This is a genomic window from Marinomonas atlantica, from assembly GCF_001639725.1.
Classification (GTDB): Bacteria; Pseudomonadota; Gammaproteobacteria; order Pseudomonadales; family Marinomonadaceae; genus Marinomonas; species Marinomonas atlantica.
This window is the reverse complement of the sequence record NZ_LTAW01000001.1, coordinates 351,716-373,495: the sequence shown is the minus strand read 5'-3', so window position 1 is coordinate 373,495 and position 21,780 is coordinate 351,716. Positions and strand designations below refer to the sequence as shown.

General features: G+C 45.8%; 20 protein-coding genes. 10 read left to right on the top strand and 10 right to left on the bottom strand.

The window, feature by feature from the left end:
- The first annotated feature begins 133 nt into the window (after positions 1-133).
- Entirely contained in the window at positions 134-1,288 is a 1,155-nt protein-coding gene (locus tag AYW75_RS01720; protein WP_067094473.1) for an aminotransferase-like domain-containing protein, read from the top strand.
- Positions 1,289-1,349: 61 nt separating this feature from the next.
- Here AYW75_RS01720 and AYW75_RS01715 read toward each other — a convergent pair whose 3' ends face one another.
- Complete coding sequence (locus AYW75_RS01715) at positions 1,350-1,847, bottom strand: DUF2867 domain-containing protein (RefSeq protein WP_067094470.1); 498 nt, start codon at positions 1,845-1,847, stop codon at positions 1,350-1,352.
- A gap of 67 nt (positions 1,848-1,914) precedes the next feature.
- Positions 1,915-2,190 (bottom strand): DUF1330 domain-containing protein, encoded by a 276-nt coding sequence (locus AYW75_RS01710; RefSeq protein ID WP_067094468.1) that lies wholly within the window; start codon positions 2,188-2,190, stop codon positions 1,915-1,917.
- A gap of 96 nt (positions 2,191-2,286) precedes the next feature.
- Between AYW75_RS01710 and AYW75_RS01705 the strand changes: the two genes are divergently transcribed.
- Positions 2,287-3,201 carry a LysR family transcriptional regulator gene (locus AYW75_RS01705; RefSeq protein ID WP_067094465.1) on the top strand — a complete coding sequence of 305 codons (915 nt, stop codon included), beginning with the start codon at positions 2,287-2,289 and terminating at the stop codon, positions 3,199-3,201.
- A gap of 22 nt (positions 3,202-3,223) precedes the next feature.
- On the opposite strand, the gene AYW75_RS01700 is transcribed toward AYW75_RS01705, so the two are convergent.
- Both AYW75_RS01700 and dmeF read right to left on the bottom strand, forming a co-directional pair.
- Positions 3,224-3,640, bottom strand: a complete 417-nt coding sequence (locus AYW75_RS01700; RefSeq protein WP_067094462.1) for a MarR family winged helix-turn-helix transcriptional regulator — start codon at positions 3,638-3,640, stop codon at positions 3,224-3,226.
- Positions 3,641-3,649: 9 nt separating this feature from the next.
- Positions 3,650-4,579, bottom strand: coding sequence for a CDF family Co(II)/Ni(II) efflux transporter DmeF (gene dmeF, locus AYW75_RS01695; RefSeq protein ID WP_067094459.1), 930 nt, complete (start codon positions 4,577-4,579; stop codon positions 3,650-3,652).
- A 207-nt stretch (positions 4,580-4,786) separates the two neighbouring features.
- Here dmeF and AYW75_RS01690 point away from each other — a divergent pair, with 207 nt between their 5' ends.
- Positions 4,787-6,223, top strand: coding sequence for an SLC13 family permease (locus tag AYW75_RS01690; protein WP_082856344.1), 1,437 nt, complete (start codon positions 4,787-4,789; stop codon positions 6,221-6,223).
- 27 nt (positions 6,224-6,250) lie between these two features.
- Positions 6,251-7,117: a LysR family transcriptional regulator gene (locus AYW75_RS01685; RefSeq protein ID WP_067094456.1), complete on the top strand. Its 867-nt coding sequence runs from the start codon at positions 6,251-6,253 to the stop codon at positions 7,115-7,117.
- On the opposite strand, the gene AYW75_RS01680 is transcribed toward AYW75_RS01685, so the two are convergent.
- Complete coding sequence (locus tag AYW75_RS01680; RefSeq protein WP_067094453.1) at positions 7,103-7,852, bottom strand: metal-dependent hydrolase; 750 nt, start codon at positions 7,850-7,852, stop codon at positions 7,103-7,105. The genes AYW75_RS01685 and AYW75_RS01680 overlap by 15 nt on opposite strands.
- A 473-nt stretch (positions 7,853-8,325) precedes the next feature.
- Between AYW75_RS01680 and AYW75_RS19095 the strand changes: the two genes are divergently transcribed.
- A complete protein-coding gene (locus tag AYW75_RS19095) occupies positions 8,326-9,633 on the top strand; it encodes a methyl-accepting chemotaxis protein (RefSeq protein WP_067094450.1) in 1,308 nt (435 codons plus the stop codon).
- 77 nt (positions 9,634-9,710) lie between these two features.
- Here the strand turns inward: AYW75_RS19095 and AYW75_RS01670 are convergent, their stop codons facing one another.
- Positions 9,711-10,982, bottom strand: coding sequence for an O-acetylhomoserine aminocarboxypropyltransferase/cysteine synthase family protein (locus AYW75_RS01670; protein ID WP_067094447.1), 1,272 nt, complete (start codon positions 10,980-10,982; stop codon positions 9,711-9,713).
- Between the two features lie 264 nt (positions 10,983-11,246).
- Here AYW75_RS01670 and AYW75_RS01665 point away from each other — a divergent pair, with 264 nt between their 5' ends.
- Positions 11,247-12,014: a M90 family metallopeptidase gene (locus AYW75_RS01665; RefSeq protein ID WP_067094444.1), complete on the top strand. Its 768-nt coding sequence runs from the start codon at positions 11,247-11,249 to the stop codon at positions 12,012-12,014.
- Between the two features lie 15 nt (positions 12,015-12,029).
- Here AYW75_RS01665 and AYW75_RS01660 read toward each other — a convergent pair whose 3' ends face one another.
- A complete protein-coding gene (locus tag AYW75_RS01660; protein ID WP_067094441.1) occupies positions 12,030-13,436 on the bottom strand; it encodes an SLC13 family permease in 1,407 nt (468 codons plus the stop codon).
- Positions 13,437-13,624: 188 nt separating this feature from the next.
- On the opposite strand from AYW75_RS01660, the gene mtgA reads away from it, so the two are divergent.
- Both mtgA and AYW75_RS01650 read left to right on the top strand, forming a co-directional pair.
- A complete protein-coding gene (gene mtgA / locus AYW75_RS01655; protein ID WP_067033243.1) occupies positions 13,625-14,302 on the top strand; it encodes a monofunctional biosynthetic peptidoglycan transglycosylase in 678 nt (225 codons plus the stop codon).
- A gap of 191 nt (positions 14,303-14,493) precedes the next feature.
- Entirely contained in the window at positions 14,494-15,774 is a 1,281-nt protein-coding gene (locus tag AYW75_RS01650; protein WP_067094438.1) for a hemolysin family protein, read from the top strand.
- A 7-nt stretch (positions 15,775-15,781) separates the two neighbouring features.
- Here the strand turns inward: AYW75_RS01650 and AYW75_RS01645 are convergent, their stop codons facing one another.
- A complete protein-coding gene (locus tag AYW75_RS01645) occupies positions 15,782-16,714 on the bottom strand; it encodes a LysR family transcriptional regulator (RefSeq protein ID WP_067094436.1) in 933 nt (310 codons plus the stop codon).
- 157 nt (positions 16,715-16,871) lie between these two features.
- On the opposite strand from AYW75_RS01645, the gene AYW75_RS01640 reads away from it, so the two are divergent.
- Entirely contained in the window at positions 16,872-17,528 is a 657-nt protein-coding gene (locus tag AYW75_RS01640) for a nitroreductase family protein (RefSeq protein ID WP_067094433.1), read from the top strand.
- Positions 17,529-17,603: 75 nt separating this feature from the next.
- On the opposite strand, the gene AYW75_RS01635 is transcribed toward AYW75_RS01640, so the two are convergent.
- Both AYW75_RS01635 and AYW75_RS01630 read right to left on the bottom strand, forming a co-directional pair.
- A complete protein-coding gene (locus AYW75_RS01635; protein WP_067094430.1) occupies positions 17,604-17,987 on the bottom strand; it encodes a VOC family protein in 384 nt (127 codons plus the stop codon).
- 21 nt (positions 17,988-18,008) lie between these two features.
- Positions 18,009-19,622: a methyl-accepting chemotaxis protein gene (locus tag AYW75_RS01630; protein ID WP_067094427.1), complete on the bottom strand. Its 1,614-nt coding sequence runs from the start codon at positions 19,620-19,622 to the stop codon at positions 18,009-18,011.
- Positions 19,623-19,851: 229 nt separating this feature from the next.
- Here AYW75_RS01630 and AYW75_RS01625 point away from each other — a divergent pair, with 229 nt between their 5' ends.
- Positions 19,852-21,780 carry a B12-binding domain-containing radical SAM protein gene (locus AYW75_RS01625; protein ID WP_067094424.1) on the top strand — a complete coding sequence of 643 codons (1,929 nt, stop codon included), beginning with the start codon at positions 19,852-19,854 and terminating at the stop codon, positions 21,778-21,780.

Sequence of the window (21,780 nt, the reverse complement as noted above, 5' to 3'; positions counted from 1 at the left end):
CGGAACATCATAAATGGACAATTACAAGATCATATATCGACAAATCAGTTCGCACAAATGGACAATTAAATTTTCACCAACCGCAGTAGCATGATGGCACTCCTTCTCTTTTAACTCATTCTACGAGGCCATTATGGAATTAACACAGTCTTTTCAGTGTCTACAGCCGTCTTATATCCGAGAAATCTTAGCCGTCGCAGGTGACCCCAATACCATTTCATTAGCGGGTGGGTTACCGGCCGAACAGTCTTTTCCAATGCCCATTTTTCAATCCATAATGTCGCAACTCGCAAACGATTCGAGTCTGTTTCAATATGGCCCGACACAAGGGTATGCCCCGTTACTCGACTACTGCGACCAACACTTTTCTCTAAGTCCTACGGATCAGTCCTTAGTGACCACTGGCTCTCAACAAGGTTTGGATTTAATTGCTAGAGCGTACCTTAATCCTAGCGATGGCATTGTGATGGAAGCGCCCAGCTATCTCGGCGCAGTGCAAGTATTTGAACTGGCTCAAGCACGTATCATTCCGGTTGATCAGACGTCTGACGGACCAGATCTAACGCAGCTAGAGCAGTGTTTTGCACAACACATGCCGAAACTATTTTATGCGGTACCCGACTTTCATAATCCCACTGGCGTGTGTTGGTCACTTGCCGTACGTAAACAAGTGGCTCAGTTGTGTCGCCGTTATGATGTTGTACTGATAGAAGATGCCCCCTACCGTGAACTGCGCTTTGCAGGCGAGATGCTACCCATGGTCTCTGAACTGTGTCCTGAACAGGCCATCGTACTGCGATCGTTTTCGAAATACGCCTCACCGGGCATAAGGTTGGGCGTGATTACGGGTGAAAGCCACTATATCCATCCGTTAATTACGCTTAAACAGGCGTCAGATTTGCACTCTAGTCTCCCGATGCAGGCACTGCTATTAGGCTTATTAACCCATGACCATTTCCCACAACATTTACAAGCGATCAGAGCATTGTATGAATCCCGTTACAAGATACTTGCAAGCGCTATAGCAGAGTACTTACCGGACTCGTGTTCTGCTTGGCCGATAGAAGGCGGCATGTTTCTATGGCTCATCCTGCCAACCTGTAATGTGAACACCTTAGCAAAAACGCTGTTAAAAAATGGTGTCGCTGTGGTGCCGAGTTCTGTCTTTTATCCAGCGCATATGGAAGGCTCCTACTCAGCACTTCGTTTGAACTTCACGAATGCTGAGCCAGAAGCGTTAGTTAAAGCGGTCTCCCGAATAGCCGCTGTTTTAACTGATGAGATGTAAACTTACAGAAGTAAATAAGCCTGCCATTTCACTCGCTTAAAGCTTGAATATATCTTGTATATCAGGAGCGCTTCTCCTTGCTCAAGTGCTCATGACGTACACGCGAACAGTGCTTACCGACACGCATTAAGGCATTTCGCGCAATGACAATATGAAAAGGAAGAATGGCGTTTAAATAGAGTGTGCCAGCCATATTATTTGGATGCACCCAAGTCGCGAGATAAACGTGCCCTTGATGGGACATCACCGACACTCTGAAGTCCAAGTGCTTGTCATTGAACCCCGCAATGAGCTCGCTATCACTGTCTGACTCGACAGGGAAAAAGCCTACTTTATCTTCCGCTATGGGACCATTCTTCGAAAGACCAAACGGCGATGTTATAGCATTTCGAACGTATATTAGGGAGCGAGCCCATAACGGGAAGTCGGTTATAATATCTGCTGCTTGGCGTGGTTCTAGTACTGATTCAACACGATAGCAATCTAAGAAATCAAGCGCCCCTACTCGCTTAAGTAACGCACTGTGAGGCGGTAATTCTGCCGATACGACTTTTATCATTTACTTTAACCCTTCTATGAACGGCTCATCTGATCGTGTCGGCTACCGCCACGATCATGGCTCTGCTTTACAAAAGCTGGAAGGTACTGATCATCCCTTGTTCACGAAGAGGTACTAATGCCTGATAAGCCTTACTGTTGTACCAGTTTCTAGCGCTCTCTTTATCGGGAAATTCAATGATGGCTTTTTTGCTGGTCTCTGACACGCCATGCAACAGTTCTGCTGCCCCCTTCGCAATGAACCGACCACCGAATGGCTCGATAGTGGCTTTTGCTTGAGCGCTATACTCGGCTAATTTCTCTTGATTAATCACAGTTGAATCGACAATGACAAAGCTGGTCATATTGTTCTCTCCTTGAGTGGATGAATGAATAGACTTAGCTTAGTCTTGTGTTGTTTATTGAACAATAACTATAAAATTAACAGGATGTTTACTTAAATGAACAACATCAAACTGGCACCGCTGCTGCTTATTTTTGCCGAAGTCGCAACAAGACGCTCCTATACAGCGGCAGCTAAAAAGCTCGGCATCAGCAAATCGGCGATCAGTCAACAAGTTAAGCGGCTTGAGCAAGCAACAGGACAACAACTACTCATACGCAGTACACGAGGCGTTGTCCTGACCACTGCGGGAGAAACCTTACTGGCTCGAAGTGAACTGTTAGATGAGCAGCTAAACATGGCTTTTACAGAGTTAAATCAACTTAAAGCCCAACCGAGTGGGCTCTTTAAGGTCTCAGTACCGCCGTTTTCCGAGAAAGAAATCGTCATACCCGCCATACGACAATTGTGCCTAGAATTCCCCATGCTCACGCCAGAAATTGTGGTCACCGCAAAGTGGCAAGACCTAATAGAGCACAACCTCGATGCGGCCATCTTTGGCGGTGATATTAAAGACTGTGACTACCGTGCTTTATCCGTCAGCACGGTTTCCGAGGTTTTCTGTGCTTCGCCAAACTATATTGCCCAATTTGGCTCCCCCAAAAGCCTAGAAGAGCTTTCACAACATAAATTCATCTCGACTGCATGGCACCGATCTAAAATAGAGATATTTGATAATAACCTAAGCAACAAACAGCTGATCTCTATAGAGCACTCTATTAAAGTGAATACCTTAACAACGGGACTTGAGACGGCATTACTGGATATGGGCATCGCTTTATTACCGGAGTTTTTGGTGCAGACGCATTTGGACGGTAACGGCCTACAAAGAGTGCTTCCAGATCTGCGTGGTAGAGATTGGCATTTCTACTTCTTGCATCAATATAAAGGCGAGAAGCCAACGCACATCACACGCTTTTACCAACTGTACCGCCACTATTTTTTAAAAGCTTGTACCAAACACAAGGTGTGAGAAAAAAGAGGCTTCTCCTCGTTTAAAACTCTTGGTTCACTTTATTCAGTAACGCCATCAACGTATGACGTTCGTTTTCACTTAAATCTTTGCTTAGATCTTCGGTTAAAGAAAGGTGTAACGCATTGTGATGCTCATGAATCGCTTGCCCTGCTTCCGTTAAAGCAACCGTAATCGAGCGACGATCGTCTTCGCTGTGTTGGCGCTTTACCAAGTCGAGTTTTACTAACTTTTCCACTTGGACCGTTAACGTGCCCGTGGTGATGCCCAGCTGATTAGCCAACGACTTCATGTTCATCGCGCCATAATTACCCAGCACTTCCAGCGTATGAATCTGTGCCAAGGAGTACTCTGACTCTCGCACGACGGACGACTCCCACGACGCCATTTTGTCGTAAAACTCTGTCAGTGCTTTGTTTAATGAGACGATTGTAGACATGTGTCGTTCCTATACGGGGTTCACTTCAACAACAAGATGATCGATTTTATCAAACTCTACCAAGAGTTGCTTGAAGAAAGCAGGTTCACGCATCTGTTCATCTTTTAATGTCAAGGTTGCACAGTAGTGGTCCGCACTGACTTTCCAAATGTGGATGTCCTGCAGCGATACACCGAGATTGTCGAGTTTCATGACAATTTGTTGTTGATACGTTTGTTCAATAGCCTTATCCAATAAAATGGGCGACGTTTGTTTCATTAACCCCCACGCCCACTTGGCAATGATGACACTCCCGACAACGCCCATAATAGGGTCTAACCATGTCCATCCGACAAACTTACCAACGAGCAAGGCGACAATCGCCAACACTGACGTCAGGGCGTCCGTCAGCACATGTATGTAAGCGGCTTTTAAGTTGTGATCATCGTGATGGTGGTGGTCGTTATGCTCGTGAGGGTGATCATGACTGTGTTCATGCGCGCCCGAATGATCATGATTGTGGCCCAACAACAGCATGCTCAGCAGGTTAACGATTAAGCCAATCACCGCTACAGCAATGGCCGCATTAAACTCAATCTCAACGGGGCTGACCAGCCGATGTACCGACTCAAACAACATACCCAATGCCACCATGCCTAATAACATGGCACTGGTATAACCTCCCAATACGCCGACTTTGCCCGTTCCATAAGAAAACTGACCACTGCGGCTATGCTTACGTGCGTATCGGTACACAAATAAAGTAATGCAAAACGCCGCGGCATGCGTTCCCATATGCCAGCCGTCTGCCAACAGTGCCATGGAACCAAATATCGTCCCAGCGCCAATTTCCAGCACCATGGTGACAAACGTTAAAGCTAGAACATAACGCGTACGTTTTTCGTTTTCTGAGTCGAAGTAAGAAAATTGATCGACTTTGGTGCAATTAGGGATTGTCATAATAAATACTTTGATTATCAAATATAATCAAATGGTAGATAACTTGACTGTCAAAGTAAATATCACCCACTAAAAATACAGATGACTCGCTGGATTTAGATGAAAAGCACTCACAGATACTTATACCCCTCAAGATAAACGAATCGATCCGGATCATGACTCGTGCCAAAGTTGCCAGTAAGAATTATTAAATTAATAGGGTACGTTATGTCGAACACTTCCAACCAGCCATCGGGCGTTGCCAATCAGGTTCCACCTAGGTCCAAAAATGCTTTTTGGCCTGTGCTTAACATTGCCTTAGGGGCAGCTTTTTGCGCAGTATTCGGGATGTGGCTTTTACCTGTTGAGCAAGCCGCTATGCTGGGCATTTTAATATTTTGTGCGGCGTTGTGGGCCACCTCCTATGTGCCTGAGTTTTGGCCGGCTATTGCCCTCTTTGCATTTATTACGGTGACGCAAATAGCGCCTGGCAACATTGTTTTGTCAGGCTTTGAGTCATCGACATTTTGGTTGTTGTTTAGCGGTATGGTCTTTGGCGCAGCCATTAAGTTTACTGGACTGAACCAAAAAGCGGCAGGTTTACTGATTCAAATACTCGGAGCAAGCTATCGCAGCGTCATCACTCGAACGGCCTTTTTCGGTGTTCTACTTGGATTTTTGATTCCCTCAGGCATTGGTCGTGTTGTGCTATTGATACCTATTGTGGTCGCTATTGCCGACCAATTAGGCTACGAAGAAGAATCAAAAGGTCGCTATGGCATGCTACTCGCGGCGTCATTCGGGACATTTCTACCTTCATTCGCCATCCTGCCAGCTAACGCTCCCAACATGCTGCTTTCGGGAATCAGTGAAGCTCTATACGATAATCCACTTTCATACTGGGATTATCTGTTATTGCACTTTCCAGTCTTAGGTTTAACTAAAACCATTGTCCTCATTGCAGTGGTGTTATGGCTATTTCCTGCACAAGACCCTAGCCATCAAATGAAACCAGTAAATGCTCACCCACAAGACAGTTGTTTTTCCCGTAAAGAAAAACAACTGCTACTCATTTTAGTACTCTGTTTTGTCGCATGGTTAACGGATAGCCTGCACCATGTTTCGCCAGGATGGATAGGCTTAGTCGCTTGCGCAGTGTGTCTCTGGCCCAACTCGGGTCTCACCAGTGAACACTGTTTGAGTAAGGATATTAACTATGGTCCGCTGTTTTTTGCAGCGGGAATCATCGGTCTCGGTGCGACGATTGCTTATACTGGATTGGGTGAAACGATGGTCAATGCGCTGACTCAGGTTGCCCCGTTTGTAGAGGGCGAACACGCTCTTAATTTGGCCTTGATAACAGGTATTTCCATCTTGGTCGGGTTGGTCGCTAACTTAGCGGGTATTCCAGCCATTATTACCCCCTTAGCGGCTGATCTTGCAGACATTACAGGACTGTCTAGCCATGCAATTGTGATGTCGGAGGTGATGGCATTTTCCAGTGTCTTTTTACCCTATCAAGCGCCACCACTTATTACCGCTATAGCACTGGGCAAGCTACCGCTCGCCGCCGTCAGTAAAGTATGCATAATCCTCTTTGTTATTACTGTTTTAGGGGTATTACCGTTGAACTTTCTCTGGTGGCAAATCAATGGCATGCTATAAATACTGGTTATCTCTCTAGGAAAGCATATGGACATTCATCAACTTAAAAGTTTTGCCTCCGTAGCCAATGAAGGCAGCATTCGACGTGCCTCCGAGCTGCTTTTTCTAAGCCAACCCGCGGTCAGCGCACATATTAAAGCGATGGAAGAGATATTAGGCGTTTCTCTGTTTGAAAGAACGCCAAGCGGAATGACGCTTACGGAAGACGGGACGCGTTTGTTGCCTAAAGCACAACATACCCTTCAAGCACACCAGCGCTTTTTGGACGAAGCTAAGCAAATCAAAAACAGCCTCAGCGGAAAACTCATCATTGGTGTGGCGGCCAATACCAGCTCTCAAGCCTTAGGCACTCTGGTCAGTCGCTTAAGCGAACACTACCCCGATATTCAGATGGATATCCTGAATGCGCCGTCACTAGATATTCAAGCTGGGCTTATTAACGGCCGCTTTGATGTGGCGTTTTACAATGAAGGCGACATCCCCCGTCCAGAGCAAAACGTTATTCAAGTGACTCAATTCGGCGTAGACCTAGTCGCACCAGCAGGACTGCTTGACCATTCCAAACAACAAGATTGGTGTTACTTGGCACAACAAACATGGGTGATACCAAGCCCTTCGACCTGCTGCGGTAAACTGGCGGAAGCTCTGTTTCAACAACAAGGCAGCACGCCTAAGCAACTAATACGTGTGGACGATGAAAAAGTGCTACGGACGCTGATATCGGGTGGTGTAGGTGTTGGTTTGTTACATCAAGATGTTGCACAAGAAGCTCGCCTAAAGGGAGAGGTCGAGCTGATTATGACCGTCAAATCAGCTGTACCTGTCTATTTTACTTACTTAAAAAATCGTGCATTCGAACCCATCATTCAAGCCGCCTGCTCAAGCATTCAGTAATCTAGCGCTCGTTTTCTGAATTAATTCTTGCAGCCCATTCATCCCTTGAGCTAACCATTCTACTAAGTGTACCGGATCGGGTATCCAACTAAGGGCTAACTGCCAATCATTAGTATCGGGGCTAAGCCAATAGCCTACAACACACCCTAAAACCAAGGCCAGTGTTGCCAGTGGCTCGCTCCAATCAGTCAACTTTAGCGCTGTGCCAAATGAGCGTTTGATGCGCATACCTGACAGTTCGATACTGTACATTTCATCCAGTATTAAATGGATGGTCGCGCCTAAAAAAACGAAGGCCCCAATGCCCCATGTCGTCTTTGCATCTAACTCAAACAAGTGATAGGCGATGGGCACGATCACCGCAACGAAAAAGAGATTCGCTAAGACACTGTGTAACGCCCCTCGATGAACCGTAAGCTTCTCAAATAGCCAACGTACTGGAAAGCGCACCACAAGATAACCCACTATCGCCACACCAAGCACTTGCCAAGGCAACAGTTGATCCATCGTTGAAGCAATCATTAGACCTGCTATTAATGCGCCAAATAATCTAAACACTATCCGGATGGCAATAGATTCATCAGCATCAATATCAGGTAGTAAACCGCCGAGCGTGCCAGCCAAGGCATAAAAAATCGCTTCATTGGTTGTCGCAAAGCCCATTATAAAAGCACTCGCGGCTAACGGTGCACTGAGCGCAGCAGCCACAGTAACATGGGTTTTAAAATCGGCCATTGGTCGATATCCTTATTGCGTTTCTATCAGGTGATACACAGGTTTTAGAAAGTCTAAGCCGTTAGTGGGCGCATACTACAGGATTCATGTCGTGACGTCTTGGACGCGTAGGTATGTCTCGATCATTCTGTAAAAAAGCCTAAAGTGGTTCCTATCAAAAGACTTTTGTTATAGCTCAATCAGGAGAGCGTTTTAGTCATCGAAGATGTCGCCACCTTCTAACACTCCGTAACATCTGACTTACAATACATTGCAACTTAAAACACTCAGCCTGTTTAATCCGCAATGCTCTGCTAATATGCTAAGTAATGAAACTTGGCGGACACCATCGATATTACATTGCCGTGCAGTTAAAATTTGATCGCAGTCCTCCCCTTCAAAGAGCCGTAACTACTATCCGATTCTCTAATGTATGTTATTAAAGTGAAGCGGTTTTTTAGTATTAAAACTGACGTTTATAAGGGAGTATCTGTATGTTTTTTAAGACAAAAAAAGAAAACGAAAAAGGGGGTATCAATAGCTTAGATATCAGTACCGATATTATAGAGTCTATGAAGAAGTTCTGCCCCGTAATTACGTTTTCGCCTGATGGGGAAATCGAGGATGCCAACCCATTATTCTTATCGGCAATCGGATACTCCTTAGACGAAATCAAAGGTAAACATCACCGTACTCTGTGCCCTTCTACCGTGACAAATGCAAAAGACTACGCTTCTTTTTGGTCAACCCTCGCACGCGGCGAAAGTCATTCAGGTAAATTTCTTCGACGTCGCAAAGATGGTAGTGACCTTTGGATTGAAGCAACCTACTTTCCGATTTTCTCGGATAATAAAGTCATCAAAGTCTTTAAGATCGCAGCAGATATTACAGAAGTTTATGAGCGAAATTTAGCGCGTGGTTCATTAATTGATGCTATAGACAAATCCAATGCCGTCATCGAATTCACCCCAAATGGCACAGTCGTTCAAGCGAACGCAAACTTTGCCCATGCACTGGGTTACAGTAGTGAAAAAGAGCTTCCTGGTAAGCATCATAAAGAGTTTTGTTTTGATGAGTTCTACCAAGAAAACCCAAACTTTTGGAAAGAGCTATCACAAGGCGAAGTCAAATCTGGATTGTTTAAACGTCAGCGTAAAAATGGCGATATCGTTTGGATTGAAGCTACTTATAACCCTGTTTGGAACAATGAGTACAAAGTTACTAAAGTTGTTAAAGTCGCGACGGACATTACCGAGCGAGTCAATAAGCAGCTCTCTATTCAGCGGGCAGCCGAAGTCGCACACAGCACCTCGGTTGAAACCGCTCAAGTGTCAGAGCGCGGTGCAACCATCCTGAAAGATACGGTGACGAATTCAGAAAGCATCGTCGAAGATGTAAAAACCTCTAGTAACTTGATTGAAGACCTTAATCATCAATCAGCAGAGATTTCTAAGATTGTTGATACCATTGGCTCGATTGCCGATCAAACTAACTTACTTGCTTTAAATGCTGCGATTGAAGCAGCGCGTGCAGGTGAACATGGACGCGGCTTTGCCGTCGTTGCTGATGAAGTACGTACTCTTGCGGCTCGAACCAGCAAGTCAACGGATGAAATTAACGACATGGTGAACAAAAACACTCAGCTTGTAGCCAAAGCCAAAGACAGCATGATTAAAGTGAACGCTCAGGTGCAGACCAGCTCAGAAAATATCCGCGAAGCATCGGGCATTATCGATGAAATTCTGAAAGGCGCAGAACATGTGTCTCACGTTGTCGGAGACCTAGTTCAGTCGTCTGACTAGTGCTTAAACAAGAAACGAGTGCCTCTCAAATCATTGAGAGCCACTCGTTTTTTCATGCACATAAAGAAATAGAGTGTTTAAGCGGCATCAAGCGCTTGGCGGATATCTGCAATGATGTCATCAATGTGCTCAATGCCAATCGACAAGCGCACCATGTCTTCACTAGCACCGGCTTTTTTAAGCTCTTCAGCATTCAATTGACGGTGTGTCGTCGAGGCCGGATGACAGGCAAGCGATTTCGCATCGCCAATGTTTACCAGTCGCAAGATCATTTGCAACGCATCGATGAAACGACCACCGGCCTCACGTCCACCTTTGATACCAAAGCTGATGATACCTGACGCTTTACCGCGAGTAATTTTCTGACACGTTTCATAGTAAGGGCTATCCGGTAACGCTGCGTAGTTTACCCAGCTTACTTTTTCATGCTGCTGCAAAAAAGCGGCGGCTTTTTCAGCATTTTCACAATGACGTTCCATACGCAAACCGAGCGTTTCAATGCCTTGTAAAATCAAGAAAGCATTTTGGGGAGACAAGGCCGCGCCAGTATTGCGTAATGGCACCACACGACAACGACCAATATAAGCGGCTTCACCCAGAGCTTCGGTGTAGACAACACCATGGTAGGACGGATCTGGTTCATTTAATGCTGGGAAACGTTGACTGTTTGCTTTCCAATCAAACTTGCCTGAGTCGACAATCACACCACCCACACTGGTACCGTGGCCACCCATATATTTTGTGAGGGAATGCACCACAATGTCAGCGCCAAGTTCAAATGGACGACATAAATAAGGCGTCGCGACAGTGTTGTCGACAATCACGGGGATGCCATGTTTGTGTGCCACGGCAACTAAACGCTCAATATCGACAACATTCCCCGCAGGGTTACCAATCGACTCACAGAAAATGGCCTTTGTTTTGTCATCAATTGCCGCTTCAAACCCCGCATAGTCATCGTGAGAGATCATGCGAACTTCAATTCCTTGCTTTGGGAAAGTATGCGCAAAAAGGTTGTACGTACCGCCATACAACTGGCTCGTACTCAGGATGTTGTCCCCTGCTTCGGCGATACATTGAATCGCATAAGTAATCGCTGCCATACCTGAAGCGACCGCTAGCGCGCCAATACCACCTTCTAGTGCGGCAACACGTTCTTCTAGAACGGCGTTCGTTGGGTTCATGATACGTGTGTAAATATTACCAGCCACTTTCAGATCAAACAGATCTGCGCCGTGCTGCGTATCGTCAAATGTGTAGGACGTGGTTTGATAAATTGGTACAGCGGCAGCTTTGGTGGTTGCTTCTGAGGTATAGCCATGGTGAAGGGCTAGAGATTCAAATTTCATAGCGAGTCCTTTGTTATTTTTAATCAGTATATTGTCGAAAGTCGTTACTTTTTCCACTCAGACGTTATCTCAATTCGCGGGGGCTGTCATGGTCATTTTCCAACCAAATTGAAGACGCATTATCATCCTTATACAAATTGATTCAACAACAGCCTCACCTAATATGCGGGGCTTTTCCTTTTATCCGCCATCGTAACAAGACGAGAACTATTATAGGGTTAACAAGCTCATCGCCTGACAACTGCAATGAAACTAGGTGTTAATATGTTCGATACAATCACGCACTGGTGGGAAGACCGTAAGATCAAACAGCTGCCCGTCACCCGAGAACAATGGGAAGCTGCTAATGCAGAATGGCCAGTGCTCTCTCGTTATCAAGGGGACGAACGCGACGAGCTTTACCAACTCACATTGCGCTTTTTAGTTCATAAAACCATCACCCCAGGCGGCGATGCGGACATCACAGATGAGATGTGTTTACGCGTTGCCACCATGGCCTGTGTGCCAATCCTTAACCTTGGTTTAAATTGGTACGATCACTGGCAAACAGTGATCCTCTATCAAGGGGATTTCATCCCCAATCGACCCTATATCAGTGACGATGGTATCGTTCATAACCAAGCGCCGGGGCTCAGTGGCGAAGCTTGGTTGCGCGGCCCAGTGATTTTATCGTGGGCATCAGTTTGTGCTAGCGGCGCCCATAGACGCCATGGCCATGCCAGCAACGTAGTGATTCATGAGTTTGCTCACAAGCTCGATATGCTGCGCGACGGTGCCAATGGCGCTCCGCCAATGCATTTGGGAATGAAAGCCGGTGAATGGCATGATGTGTTTACCGCGGCATGGCAGCAACTTGAACAACGCTGGCAACACCATGCGTCTTTACCTTTAGATGAATACGCCCTCACCAATCCTGCCGAGTTCTTTGCCGTCTGTAGCGAAACCTTTTTTGAAGACCCTCAAGCCTTAGCCAGCCATTTACCCGACGTCTACCGCTTGCTGTGTCAGTTTTACCGTCAAAAACCACTGTAAACGAAACATATACGGTCACAGCATGCCAACGATTTGCCACCATAGGATATTAAGCGGTAGCAATACAAACAATGTGATCGCAAAGGTAATTAAGCAGACTTTACTCACGATGCTCAGTGGTAGCTTACCAAGCGCCATGGCCGTAATCAGAGGAGGGGCTTGATACGGTAATAATACGGTGGAAAAAGCCATCACTTCTGACATAACGATGGCGTCACTCGACAGCCCGGTAATGTCGGCTAAATCCGCTGCCAAGGGCGTGATGATCGCTGGAATACTCGATAAATTTGCGATGATTCCTACCATTAATGATATGGCGGTTACCAAGGCTAAATTCAGAACATGAGTGCCTTCTTTAAACGGCGCAATGTGCGTTAAAGCATTCACCATGGAATCGCCTAATCCCGTGAACGCAATGGTCGCACCAAGACCAATGATCCCAGCGGCAAAAAATAACGGCCCATAGTTCAAATCCTTACTCAAACATTGCTTACTGGTAAAGCCACCGTTTGGCCAGAGCAATACCGAACACGCTACCAACCCAATCCAACCGGGAGAAATATGATGTAAGCTGTCGGTAAACCAGGCGCAAAAGCAAGCAATCAAAACCAGTAACAGTTGCTTTTCTTTTGCGTTGAAGATGGGCTCTGACGTGTTTAACTGACGCTGTTTCACTGGATGACTAGGGTCTTGAGCTGGGAACAACCACAAGATCACTGCAATCACGACCAGCGCTTTGGCAAGCCCTAACACCGGAAAATGCAGCACCAAATAATCCCAATAGGACAACGTGTTGCCGTACAAGGCTTCATTGATACCCGATAACAGCATATTAGGGGCATTGGCGGGCAAAATAGAAAACGATGGCAGAAAGGTACCAAAAGCGGCCGCCAGCAAAATACCGTAACGCCCTTTTGAGCCTTCTTGATAACCTAGCTGATCAGCAATAGCGATTACTATAGGGATCAATAACACTACTCGCCCAATCCCTGACGGAATCAAAAACGCCAAAAACAAGCCGAACATAACGGTACGAGTGATGACTCTGCGATAACGCCGTCCTAATATCTGAATCAACAAGCGCGCGACTTTATGATTCAGCCCCGTGAACTGGATCGCAGCGCCAAAGACCATACCGCTGAACAATAACCAGAATGTAGATGAAGTAAACCCTGATAATACAACACTGCCGGGAGCAATCTGCGTTACGGTAATCAATCCAAACAGCGCCACGGCAGGCCAGTATTCTGGTACGTAGGAAGTCGCCCACAACGCTGCACATAGAACTAATATTCCTAGCATCGCCGCTTGTATAGAAGGTAAAAATAAAGTTCCAACAGCGGCGATCAATGCTGACACAAGCGCCATGCCTAACACTGGCCAAAACGAATTAGCCCCAGTCTTGTTCTGCTCAACCGACATCCATTTTTCCTTTTTTGTTGTTATCGTGTCTACACCATAACAACAATGATGATTTACACTCATTCAATTACTAACAACTCTTATTCATTTAAGGGTACTGGCCGTCGCAAACGCTTCAACATTGTGCACAGCCAAAACTTGTTATGATGTCAATAAATAGGTGGCTACTTTCTTTTACCGAGGATGAAATGGCAAAACGTAAACGTGGTGTGATTCGTTGGATTTGGTCCATTCTTTGGAAAGTCTTGCTATTACTGATGCTGGTATTACTGCTGTTTCGCTTTGCTCCTCTGCCAACGACCGCTTTCATGTTGCAAAGTCCTTATCCAGTGACTCAAAAATGGGTACCGATTGATGAATTGCCAACATACCTGCCTTTAGCGGTGGTCGCATCTGAAGATCAACGCTTCCCCAATCACTTTGGTGTCGATGTCAAAGCCATCAGCGATGCTTTACATGATTACGGCGATGGCGAAAGTTTACGCGGTGCCAGCACGATCACCCAACAAACGGCAAAAAATGTTTTTCTATGGCCTGGTCGCAGTCTGATTCGTAAAGGGCTGGAAGCCGGTTTAGCACTTGGCTTAGAAGCTATTTGGGGTAAACAGCGTATCTTAGAAGTGTATTTGAACATCGCTGAATTTGGTCAAGGTATTTATGGCGTAGAAGCAGCGAGTCAACATTACTTTGGTCGCTCTGCACGGAACATTACGCCACGCCAAGCCGCTCGACTTGCTGTTCTATTACCAAGTCCTCGAACCCGCAACCCTAATAGTCTTAGCTACCCGCTTCGCGAGCGCGTATCTTGGATAGAACGTCAAATGGATCAATTAAGCGCACAACATTTATCCGCTATTTTAAATTAAGTGTTCACTCACTCATGCACTCCAAGCGCCTTAAAACGTTTCTTACTTGGTTATAAAATAAGCATTGCACAGCCGCAATTTACTTCTATAATGCGCGAGTTTTCATAATGAAAACGCCGTCAATGGACACCAGTGCCGTCTCAAAGCACTGCCCCAAGCACGGTTTAACATCGTGCAAGTGAGGGGCCGTAATGGGTGATTTCTTTGGTATTGGTCTGTTAGTTATATTTGGCGCGCTCTTCGCCATGTCTGAAATCGGTATGGCGGCAGCACGTAAAATTAAGCTGCGAGTGATGATTGAGGACGGCAACGAAAAAGCGCAAGCAGTGCTCGCGTTACAGCAAAACCCTGGTGCTTTTTTTGCCATGATTCAGATTGCTCTGAATGCCATATCAATTCTTGGCGGCATTGTGGGTGAGCAAGCTCTAACGCCCTATATGAAAGAGTTGGTAATAATGGTTTATCAAGGGCCATTACTCGACCAAATCAGCTTTACTCTTTCATTCTTAACACTCACCTCGTTGTTTATTCTTTTTGCAGATTTGTTACCCAAACGCTTGGCCATCATCATGCCTGAAGCCGTTGCAATACGAGTGGTCACACCGATGCGCTGGATAACGTTTCTATTAATGCCATTGGTCTTTTTCTTTAATGGATTCACCAATGCAGTTTTACGCTTGTTGAACTTACCAACGAAGCAAGAGGAATTAGTCACCACTGAAGATATCGTCGCGATGATGGACGCAGGCGCCGAAGATGGCAGCTTGCAAAAACAAGAGTACCAGCTGATCGGTAATGTGTTTGAACTGGACACTTTGACCATCGGCAGCGCTATGACGCCCCGTGATCAAATTATTTATTTCGATGCCAATGAAAGCAGTGAAGACATTAGTCAGAAGATCATCGAGCATCCTCATAACGATTTTTTAGTGTGTGATGGCAATCTCGACAAAATACTCGGAGTGATCGAATCGAAAGAAATTTTGCGTATGGTGTTAAAAGGTGAGAAAGCCTCTATTCTGCCGTCTCAAGTTGAAAAAGATTTGTTCTATTTGCCCGAAACCTTGACCCTTTCGGAAGCACTTAATGCCTTTAAAATCGCACCGCAACCGTTTGCCGTTGTGGTCAACGAATACGGTACCGTAGTAGGCTTAGTCACCGTAAAAGATTTACTCAGCAGTTTCATGGGCGACTTGATCACACCACAATATGCTGAACAAATCGTTCAACGCGACGCCGCCTCATGGTTAATCGAGGGCTTGACCCCGATTATTGATGTCATGCGAAGCCTTGAGATTGATGAGTTTCCCGACCGTAATCAATACGAAACCATTGCTGGTTTTGTTATTTATAAATTGAAACGCCTACCCAAACGTACAGATTCATTTATCCATGAGAACTATAAATTTGAAGTACTGGATTTAGATGGAGTTCGTGTTGAACAGCTACTGGTGACGCGTCTACCAGTGTAAATAGCTATTACAAAGCCTCTTTTGACAATAACCCACGTTCTATCAATGCAGACAGCAGTGCGTGGGTTCGCTCACGAAACATATCTCGCAATAAACGAATGGTGGGAGTGATCGTTTGGCGGCTTGGGTATATAAGCCAAAGCTCCCCCATTGTTATTTGATAGTTTTGCATCACCGGAATCAGCTTGCCTGTTAACAAGTCATCCGCGATATCCAAGCTCGATTTGACAGCAATACCTTTACCGGCAACGCACCAGCGCCGAACTAACTCGCCATCGTTTGCCGAACGATTTGAGTTCGGTTTTACCTTGTATATGCCTTGCTCATCATAAAATTGCCATGTGTCATTCAAGATATTCTGCAGTTGGTAAAACAAGCCATTATGGTGCTTCAATTCACTCGGTGTTTGCGGTTGAACGTGTCGCTTCAGATACTCTGGGCTAGCACACAAAACACGTGGTACATCACAAATTTTAAAGCCATATAGACTGGAATCAGGCGGTGCGCCATAGCGCACTGCGATATCCAACGCATCCCGATAAAAGTCGATATTACTATCACTCAAATGCGCACGAACTGACACTTTTGGGTGCGCTTCAAGAAAATCATCAATCCAAGGCATAACTAGGTTACGGCCTAAATCTGATGACACTGCGACACGGACCTCACCACTTATAATACCTTGCTCTTGATGTACCGCTTGCCTCGCTAGATCTAGCCCCATCAAAGCTTGTTGGCATTGCGGAATATACCGCTCTCCAACATTAGAAAGACGCAGCTGACGTGTCGTACGAATAAATAATTCGGCCCCTATATAGGCTTCGACACGCTTTACGGCCGCGCTGGCAGTAGCCGTTTGCATGTCTAGCTGCTTTGCCGCAGCCGTAATGCTGCCAAGCTCTGCGACTTTTAAGACTACTTCTAAATCTTGGATTTGCATGGACGTTTATACCCAATGTGTGCCAGAAATTTATTATCAATTTATTTTTGATAAAATTTCAACTATTAGCCTATTTTTATAATCAAGTGAATTCCTTAGCATAGCCTCACTTTCAAAGCATCTATCTTGCCAGAACACTGAATTATTGAGGCTCGCTATGAACCACCCTATTATTTCTGATTTATCGAAACGCTATACCACAAAACTCTACGATGCGAAAAAACGCATACCAGTAGCAGATCTGACAGTTATTTATGAAGCATTACGTCTATCTGCTTCGTCCATTAATTCTCAGCCATGGAAATTTATTGTGATTGAAAGCGATGCTGCTAAGCAGCGTTTACACGACTCATTTGTTAATAAGTTTCAATTCAATCAGAAACACGTTAAAGCGGCATCCCATATTGTGCTATTTGCGCATAAAACCCATTACACACGAGATGACTACGCAAAAGTCATTGAGCAAGATATTGAGGCTGGTCGGACTCCTGAGGCGAATCGTGAAGCAGCCTTCGGAGCGTTCGCCTTTGCTGAGCTGAATACAAACGCTGAAGGTAATACGGAAACGTGGACCAAAGCTCAAACGTATTTAGCGCTGGGCAACACGCTGCATACTTTAGCGCGCTTAGGCATTGACTCTACTCCCATGGAAGGCGTTGATCATGAGATGCTAAGTGAATTGTTCGCAGATGAACTGCGTGGTTATCGCTGTGATGTTGCACTGGCCATGGGTTATCGCTGTGATGAAAATGACTACAATGCACCACTGCCAAAATCCCGCCTAGCATCGCATCAAGTCATACAAGTTCTGTAACAAGCGAACAAACTTCCTGTAATGAAAAGAGGGCTTAGATTAGCCCTCTTTTCATTACATCAAGTGTTGAACTAATTAGCCTGGCACCTTATGCATTGCACAGATTTTATTACCCGCAGGATCTCTTAGATAGGCAAGGTAAAGCTCTTGGTCGCCAACTTGACGTGCACCAGGTGGATTCTCAATGGGTTCACCACCACTGGCGACACCTGCTTTATGCCAAGCATCGACTAAGTCAGTACTGCTAGCTTTGAAACCAATGGTCATGCCATTGCCGTGTGTAGCAGGTTCGCCGTCAATGGGTTTAGTCAGCAAAAACACTGACTCATCGTTGAGATAAATACAACGGCCTTTCTGATCATAGAAACCTTCTTTGTAGCCTAATACTGATAAAACCGCATCGTAAAACGCTTTCGACTTTTCTATATCATTTGTACCAAGCATCACATGACTGAACATATCTACTCTCCGTTGGTGTTTTTATATCTTAAAGAACTCTAGTTGTTTCTTCACATCGGTGCTGCTGTCCATCACATTCTGACCGGAGCTTTTGCCTTCTTCCGCATTACGATGCGTCAAATCACGCACCGAGTGCATTTTTTGGTTGATATCATCCGTTACTGCAATCTGCTCAGAGACAGAAGATGCAATTTGATTAGCTTGCTCAGAAATACGTTCAATACGCTCCAGAATGTTACGGGTTAAATCATTGGTTTCAGACACATGTTTGCGCGAACTGTCCACTAGCGTCAAACTGTTATCCATTTGACTTACTGCTCGCTGGCTCGCTTGATTCAATTTAGATAACAAAGCTTCAATTTCATTCACACTGTCTTGAGAACGTTGAGCTAACGCGCGAACTTCGTCTGCAACGACTGCGAATCCACGACCGGTTTCACCTGCACGCGCCGCTTCGATGGCCGCATTCAAAGCCAGCAAGTTAGTCTGCTCTGAAATGCCGCGAATAACGCCTAGAATGGTTTCAATATTATTGGTTTCACTGCGTAGCTCTGTCACCGCCACATTGGTTTCATTTAACGTTGCCACCAAATTATCTGTTTCAGAAAGCGTTTTATCAGCAGTAGTAAGACTGTTTTGTGCAACACTGCGTATGCCATTTGCGGCGTCAGAAGAATCTTGCGTATTCTCAGAAATACTGCGGTTACTCGCTGACATTTGCTCTAGCGCCACGACCACAAGCTCGGTGTTCTCCATAATATCAACCGAACGTTTACCCGCCTCTTTATTAGCTTGCAGTACACCTAGACTGTTTTGATTAACAGCGTCTACTGCGCCCAATATATTCGTGATCACAGAACGTAAATGCTCAGTTGAGGCATTAATTGCACGCCCTAAATCTGCAATTTCATCATCGCCGCTCACTTCTACAGGTTTATTCAAATGACCTTTTGCCATTTCTTGAGCGGCGGCTCTAACATTTTGAATACGTTTTACGATGCTGCCAGAAATAGCATAGCTCAACGAAAGCGATACAATTAGCGTTATTACAATCGCCCCCCAAAAGCTCCATTCAATTTCTGAGATTAAGCTTTCGGTGTCACTTTTAGCCGCGGCTACTGCACTATTATTGGCTTCTGAAAAGCTCTCAAACTCATCCATCAACGCCGTATAAGAATTCATGAACGCTGAGAATACAGGGAAAGGCGCTTTGTGATCTGGCGTAGTTTGCATTGTTGATACAAACGTTTTGGTTTTGGCTTGGAAATCTTTAACCAACACGTTTAACGCTTTTAGCGCTTGCGCATCTCCAGAGTAGCCTGTTTTTAAGTCCTCAAATTGCGCAGGCGTTTTGGCATACGCATCATTGATGGTTTTTAAATAAGGAGGAATCTGATTTTCTAGCGACAGCAAATATCCAATTTGTAGCCCTCTAACATTTAACACAATGTCCACTTGGGTTTCTTTGATACGTTCTAAGCTAACTGAAACGGAGTGATTTTCACTGTAGAAACGGTGAAAACTATCTGCCAAATCGGTACTTTTAGACTTAATGACGATAAGAGCCGCTAAAAATACAATAATAATTGAGGTGGTCAATATCGTAAATTTTGCTCTCATTGAAAACTTATTCATAGCTCAAATTCCTTATCATCCTGCCTGAAAAGAGACATGAAATCGCTTCTTTATAAGACAAGTTTCTTATGATTTCAGTGGTCAAAAACAACTTAGGCAGTCTGTCATATTAACGCTTGTTATAGAACTGGCTTGGCACAGAAAAGACAAAAAAAACTGGACAGTATATTCAACCCGTTAATGCTAAAATAGCACCCTATTTTCTATGCTCTGCATGACAAGGTAAACCATGACCGTTCTTCTAATGACTCCTCCGATGACTCAGTTAAACACGCCCTATCCCGCGACGGCGTATTTAACGGGCTTTTTGCGTTCTCAAGGATACGAGGCGGTACAGCGGGACCCTGCTATTGAGCTTTTTTTGGAGATGATGACTCAGCCGGGCTTAGACATCATGCGCCAGCATGTAGACGATAATTTCGCCGAGTTTGATGACGATGAACTGCCGGAGGCCATATATACCTTTTTAGCCGAATTCGACCGCTATCGCCTGTGTGTCGAACCTGCGATTCGCTTCTTACAAGGCAAAGACCCCAGTCTTGCCATGCGCATTAATACGCGTCGCTTTCTACCGGAAGGGCCAGCGTTCGATGTGATTGAACAAATGGAAGCCGTGTCTGGCGATGTGCTAAAAAAAGCCTTTGGCGACTTAGGGGTACAAGACAAAGCCAAGTACTTGGCGACTTTGTTTATCAATGACCTATCGGCGGTGATCACCCAAGGCGTTGACCCCTATTTTGAGGTCAGTCGTTACGGCGAACGCTTAGCGGCGGCGAACCCAAGCTTTGACGATCTATACAACACCCTGATGTCTGAATCGACATTCAGCTCCGAAATCTTAGAACAACTGATAGAAGTGTATCTGGAAGAGACGCAGCCCAGCGTCGTCGCCCTGACGGTGCCGTTTCCCGGCAATATGCTCGGCGCGCTGCGCATCGCACAAACCTGTAAAGAGCTTGCTCCAGATATCCCGATCGTCATGGGCGGTGGTTTTATCAATACCGAACTGCGCGCCCTGAAAGACACGCGGGTCTTTGAGTTCGTCGATTTTATTTGTGTCGATGATGGCGAGCGCCCATTTTTGACCTTGCTCGAGTACTTTGACGGTGAGCGCGACGTCGACGACTTAGTACGCACCTATTTCTTAGCGCAAGACCAAGACGGCGAGCCGTTTGTCTATTTCAATGACAACAAAACCCTACACGACATCCCCCAGACTGACGTCGGCGCGCCGATCTACGATGGCCTCCCCTTAAGCGAGTATTTAGCGCTGTGTGAGATGCTCAACCCAATGCACCGTATTTGGAGCGATGGTCGCTGGAACAAACTGACCATTGCCCACGGTTGTTATTGGAAGAAATGCAGTTTCTGTGATGTGAGCCTCGATTACATCGAGCGCTACGACTACGCCGGCGCCGATATTCTAGTGGATCGAATTGAACAACTGATCGAAGAAACCGGTCAAACGGGCTTTCACTTCGTCGACGAAGCCGCCCCGCCGAAAGCCCTGTTTGCCATGGCCGAGCGCTTGATTGAACGCGGTGTGGTGATTAGCTGGTGGGGCAACATTCGCTTTGAAAAAACCTTTTCACCAGAAAAGTGCCAGCTTCTAGCCGACTCAGGATGTATCGCCGTCAGCGGCGGTTTGGAGGTCGCTTCAGACCGCCTACTCAAGCTGATGAAAAAAGGCGTCAGCGTCGAGCAAGTCGCGCGCGTTACCAAGGGTTTCAGCGATGCGGGCATCTTAGTGCATGCCTATCTCATGTACGGTTTCCCAACGCAAACCGAGCAAGAAACCGTTGACGCTCTTGAAATGGTGCGCCAGATGATGTCTCAAGGCTGCTTCCAATCGGCGTACTGGCACCGTTTTGCAGCGACCATTCACAGTCCTATCGGCATCAACCCAGAAGACTATGGCATCACCTTAGCAGAGCGCCCTGAAACGCAGTTTGCCGAAAATGATGTGGACTTCTTTGACCCAACCGATGTCGACCACGACATGCTGGGCAACGGACTTCGCAAGGCGCTTTACAACTACATGCATGGTATTGGCTACGATCAGTCGCTGAGCTTCTGGTTTGACCAACCTGTTGCCCATACGAGTGTGAAAAAGGCATTGATTAGCAACGCCTTTCGCCAATTGATTGCCAGCGCTTAA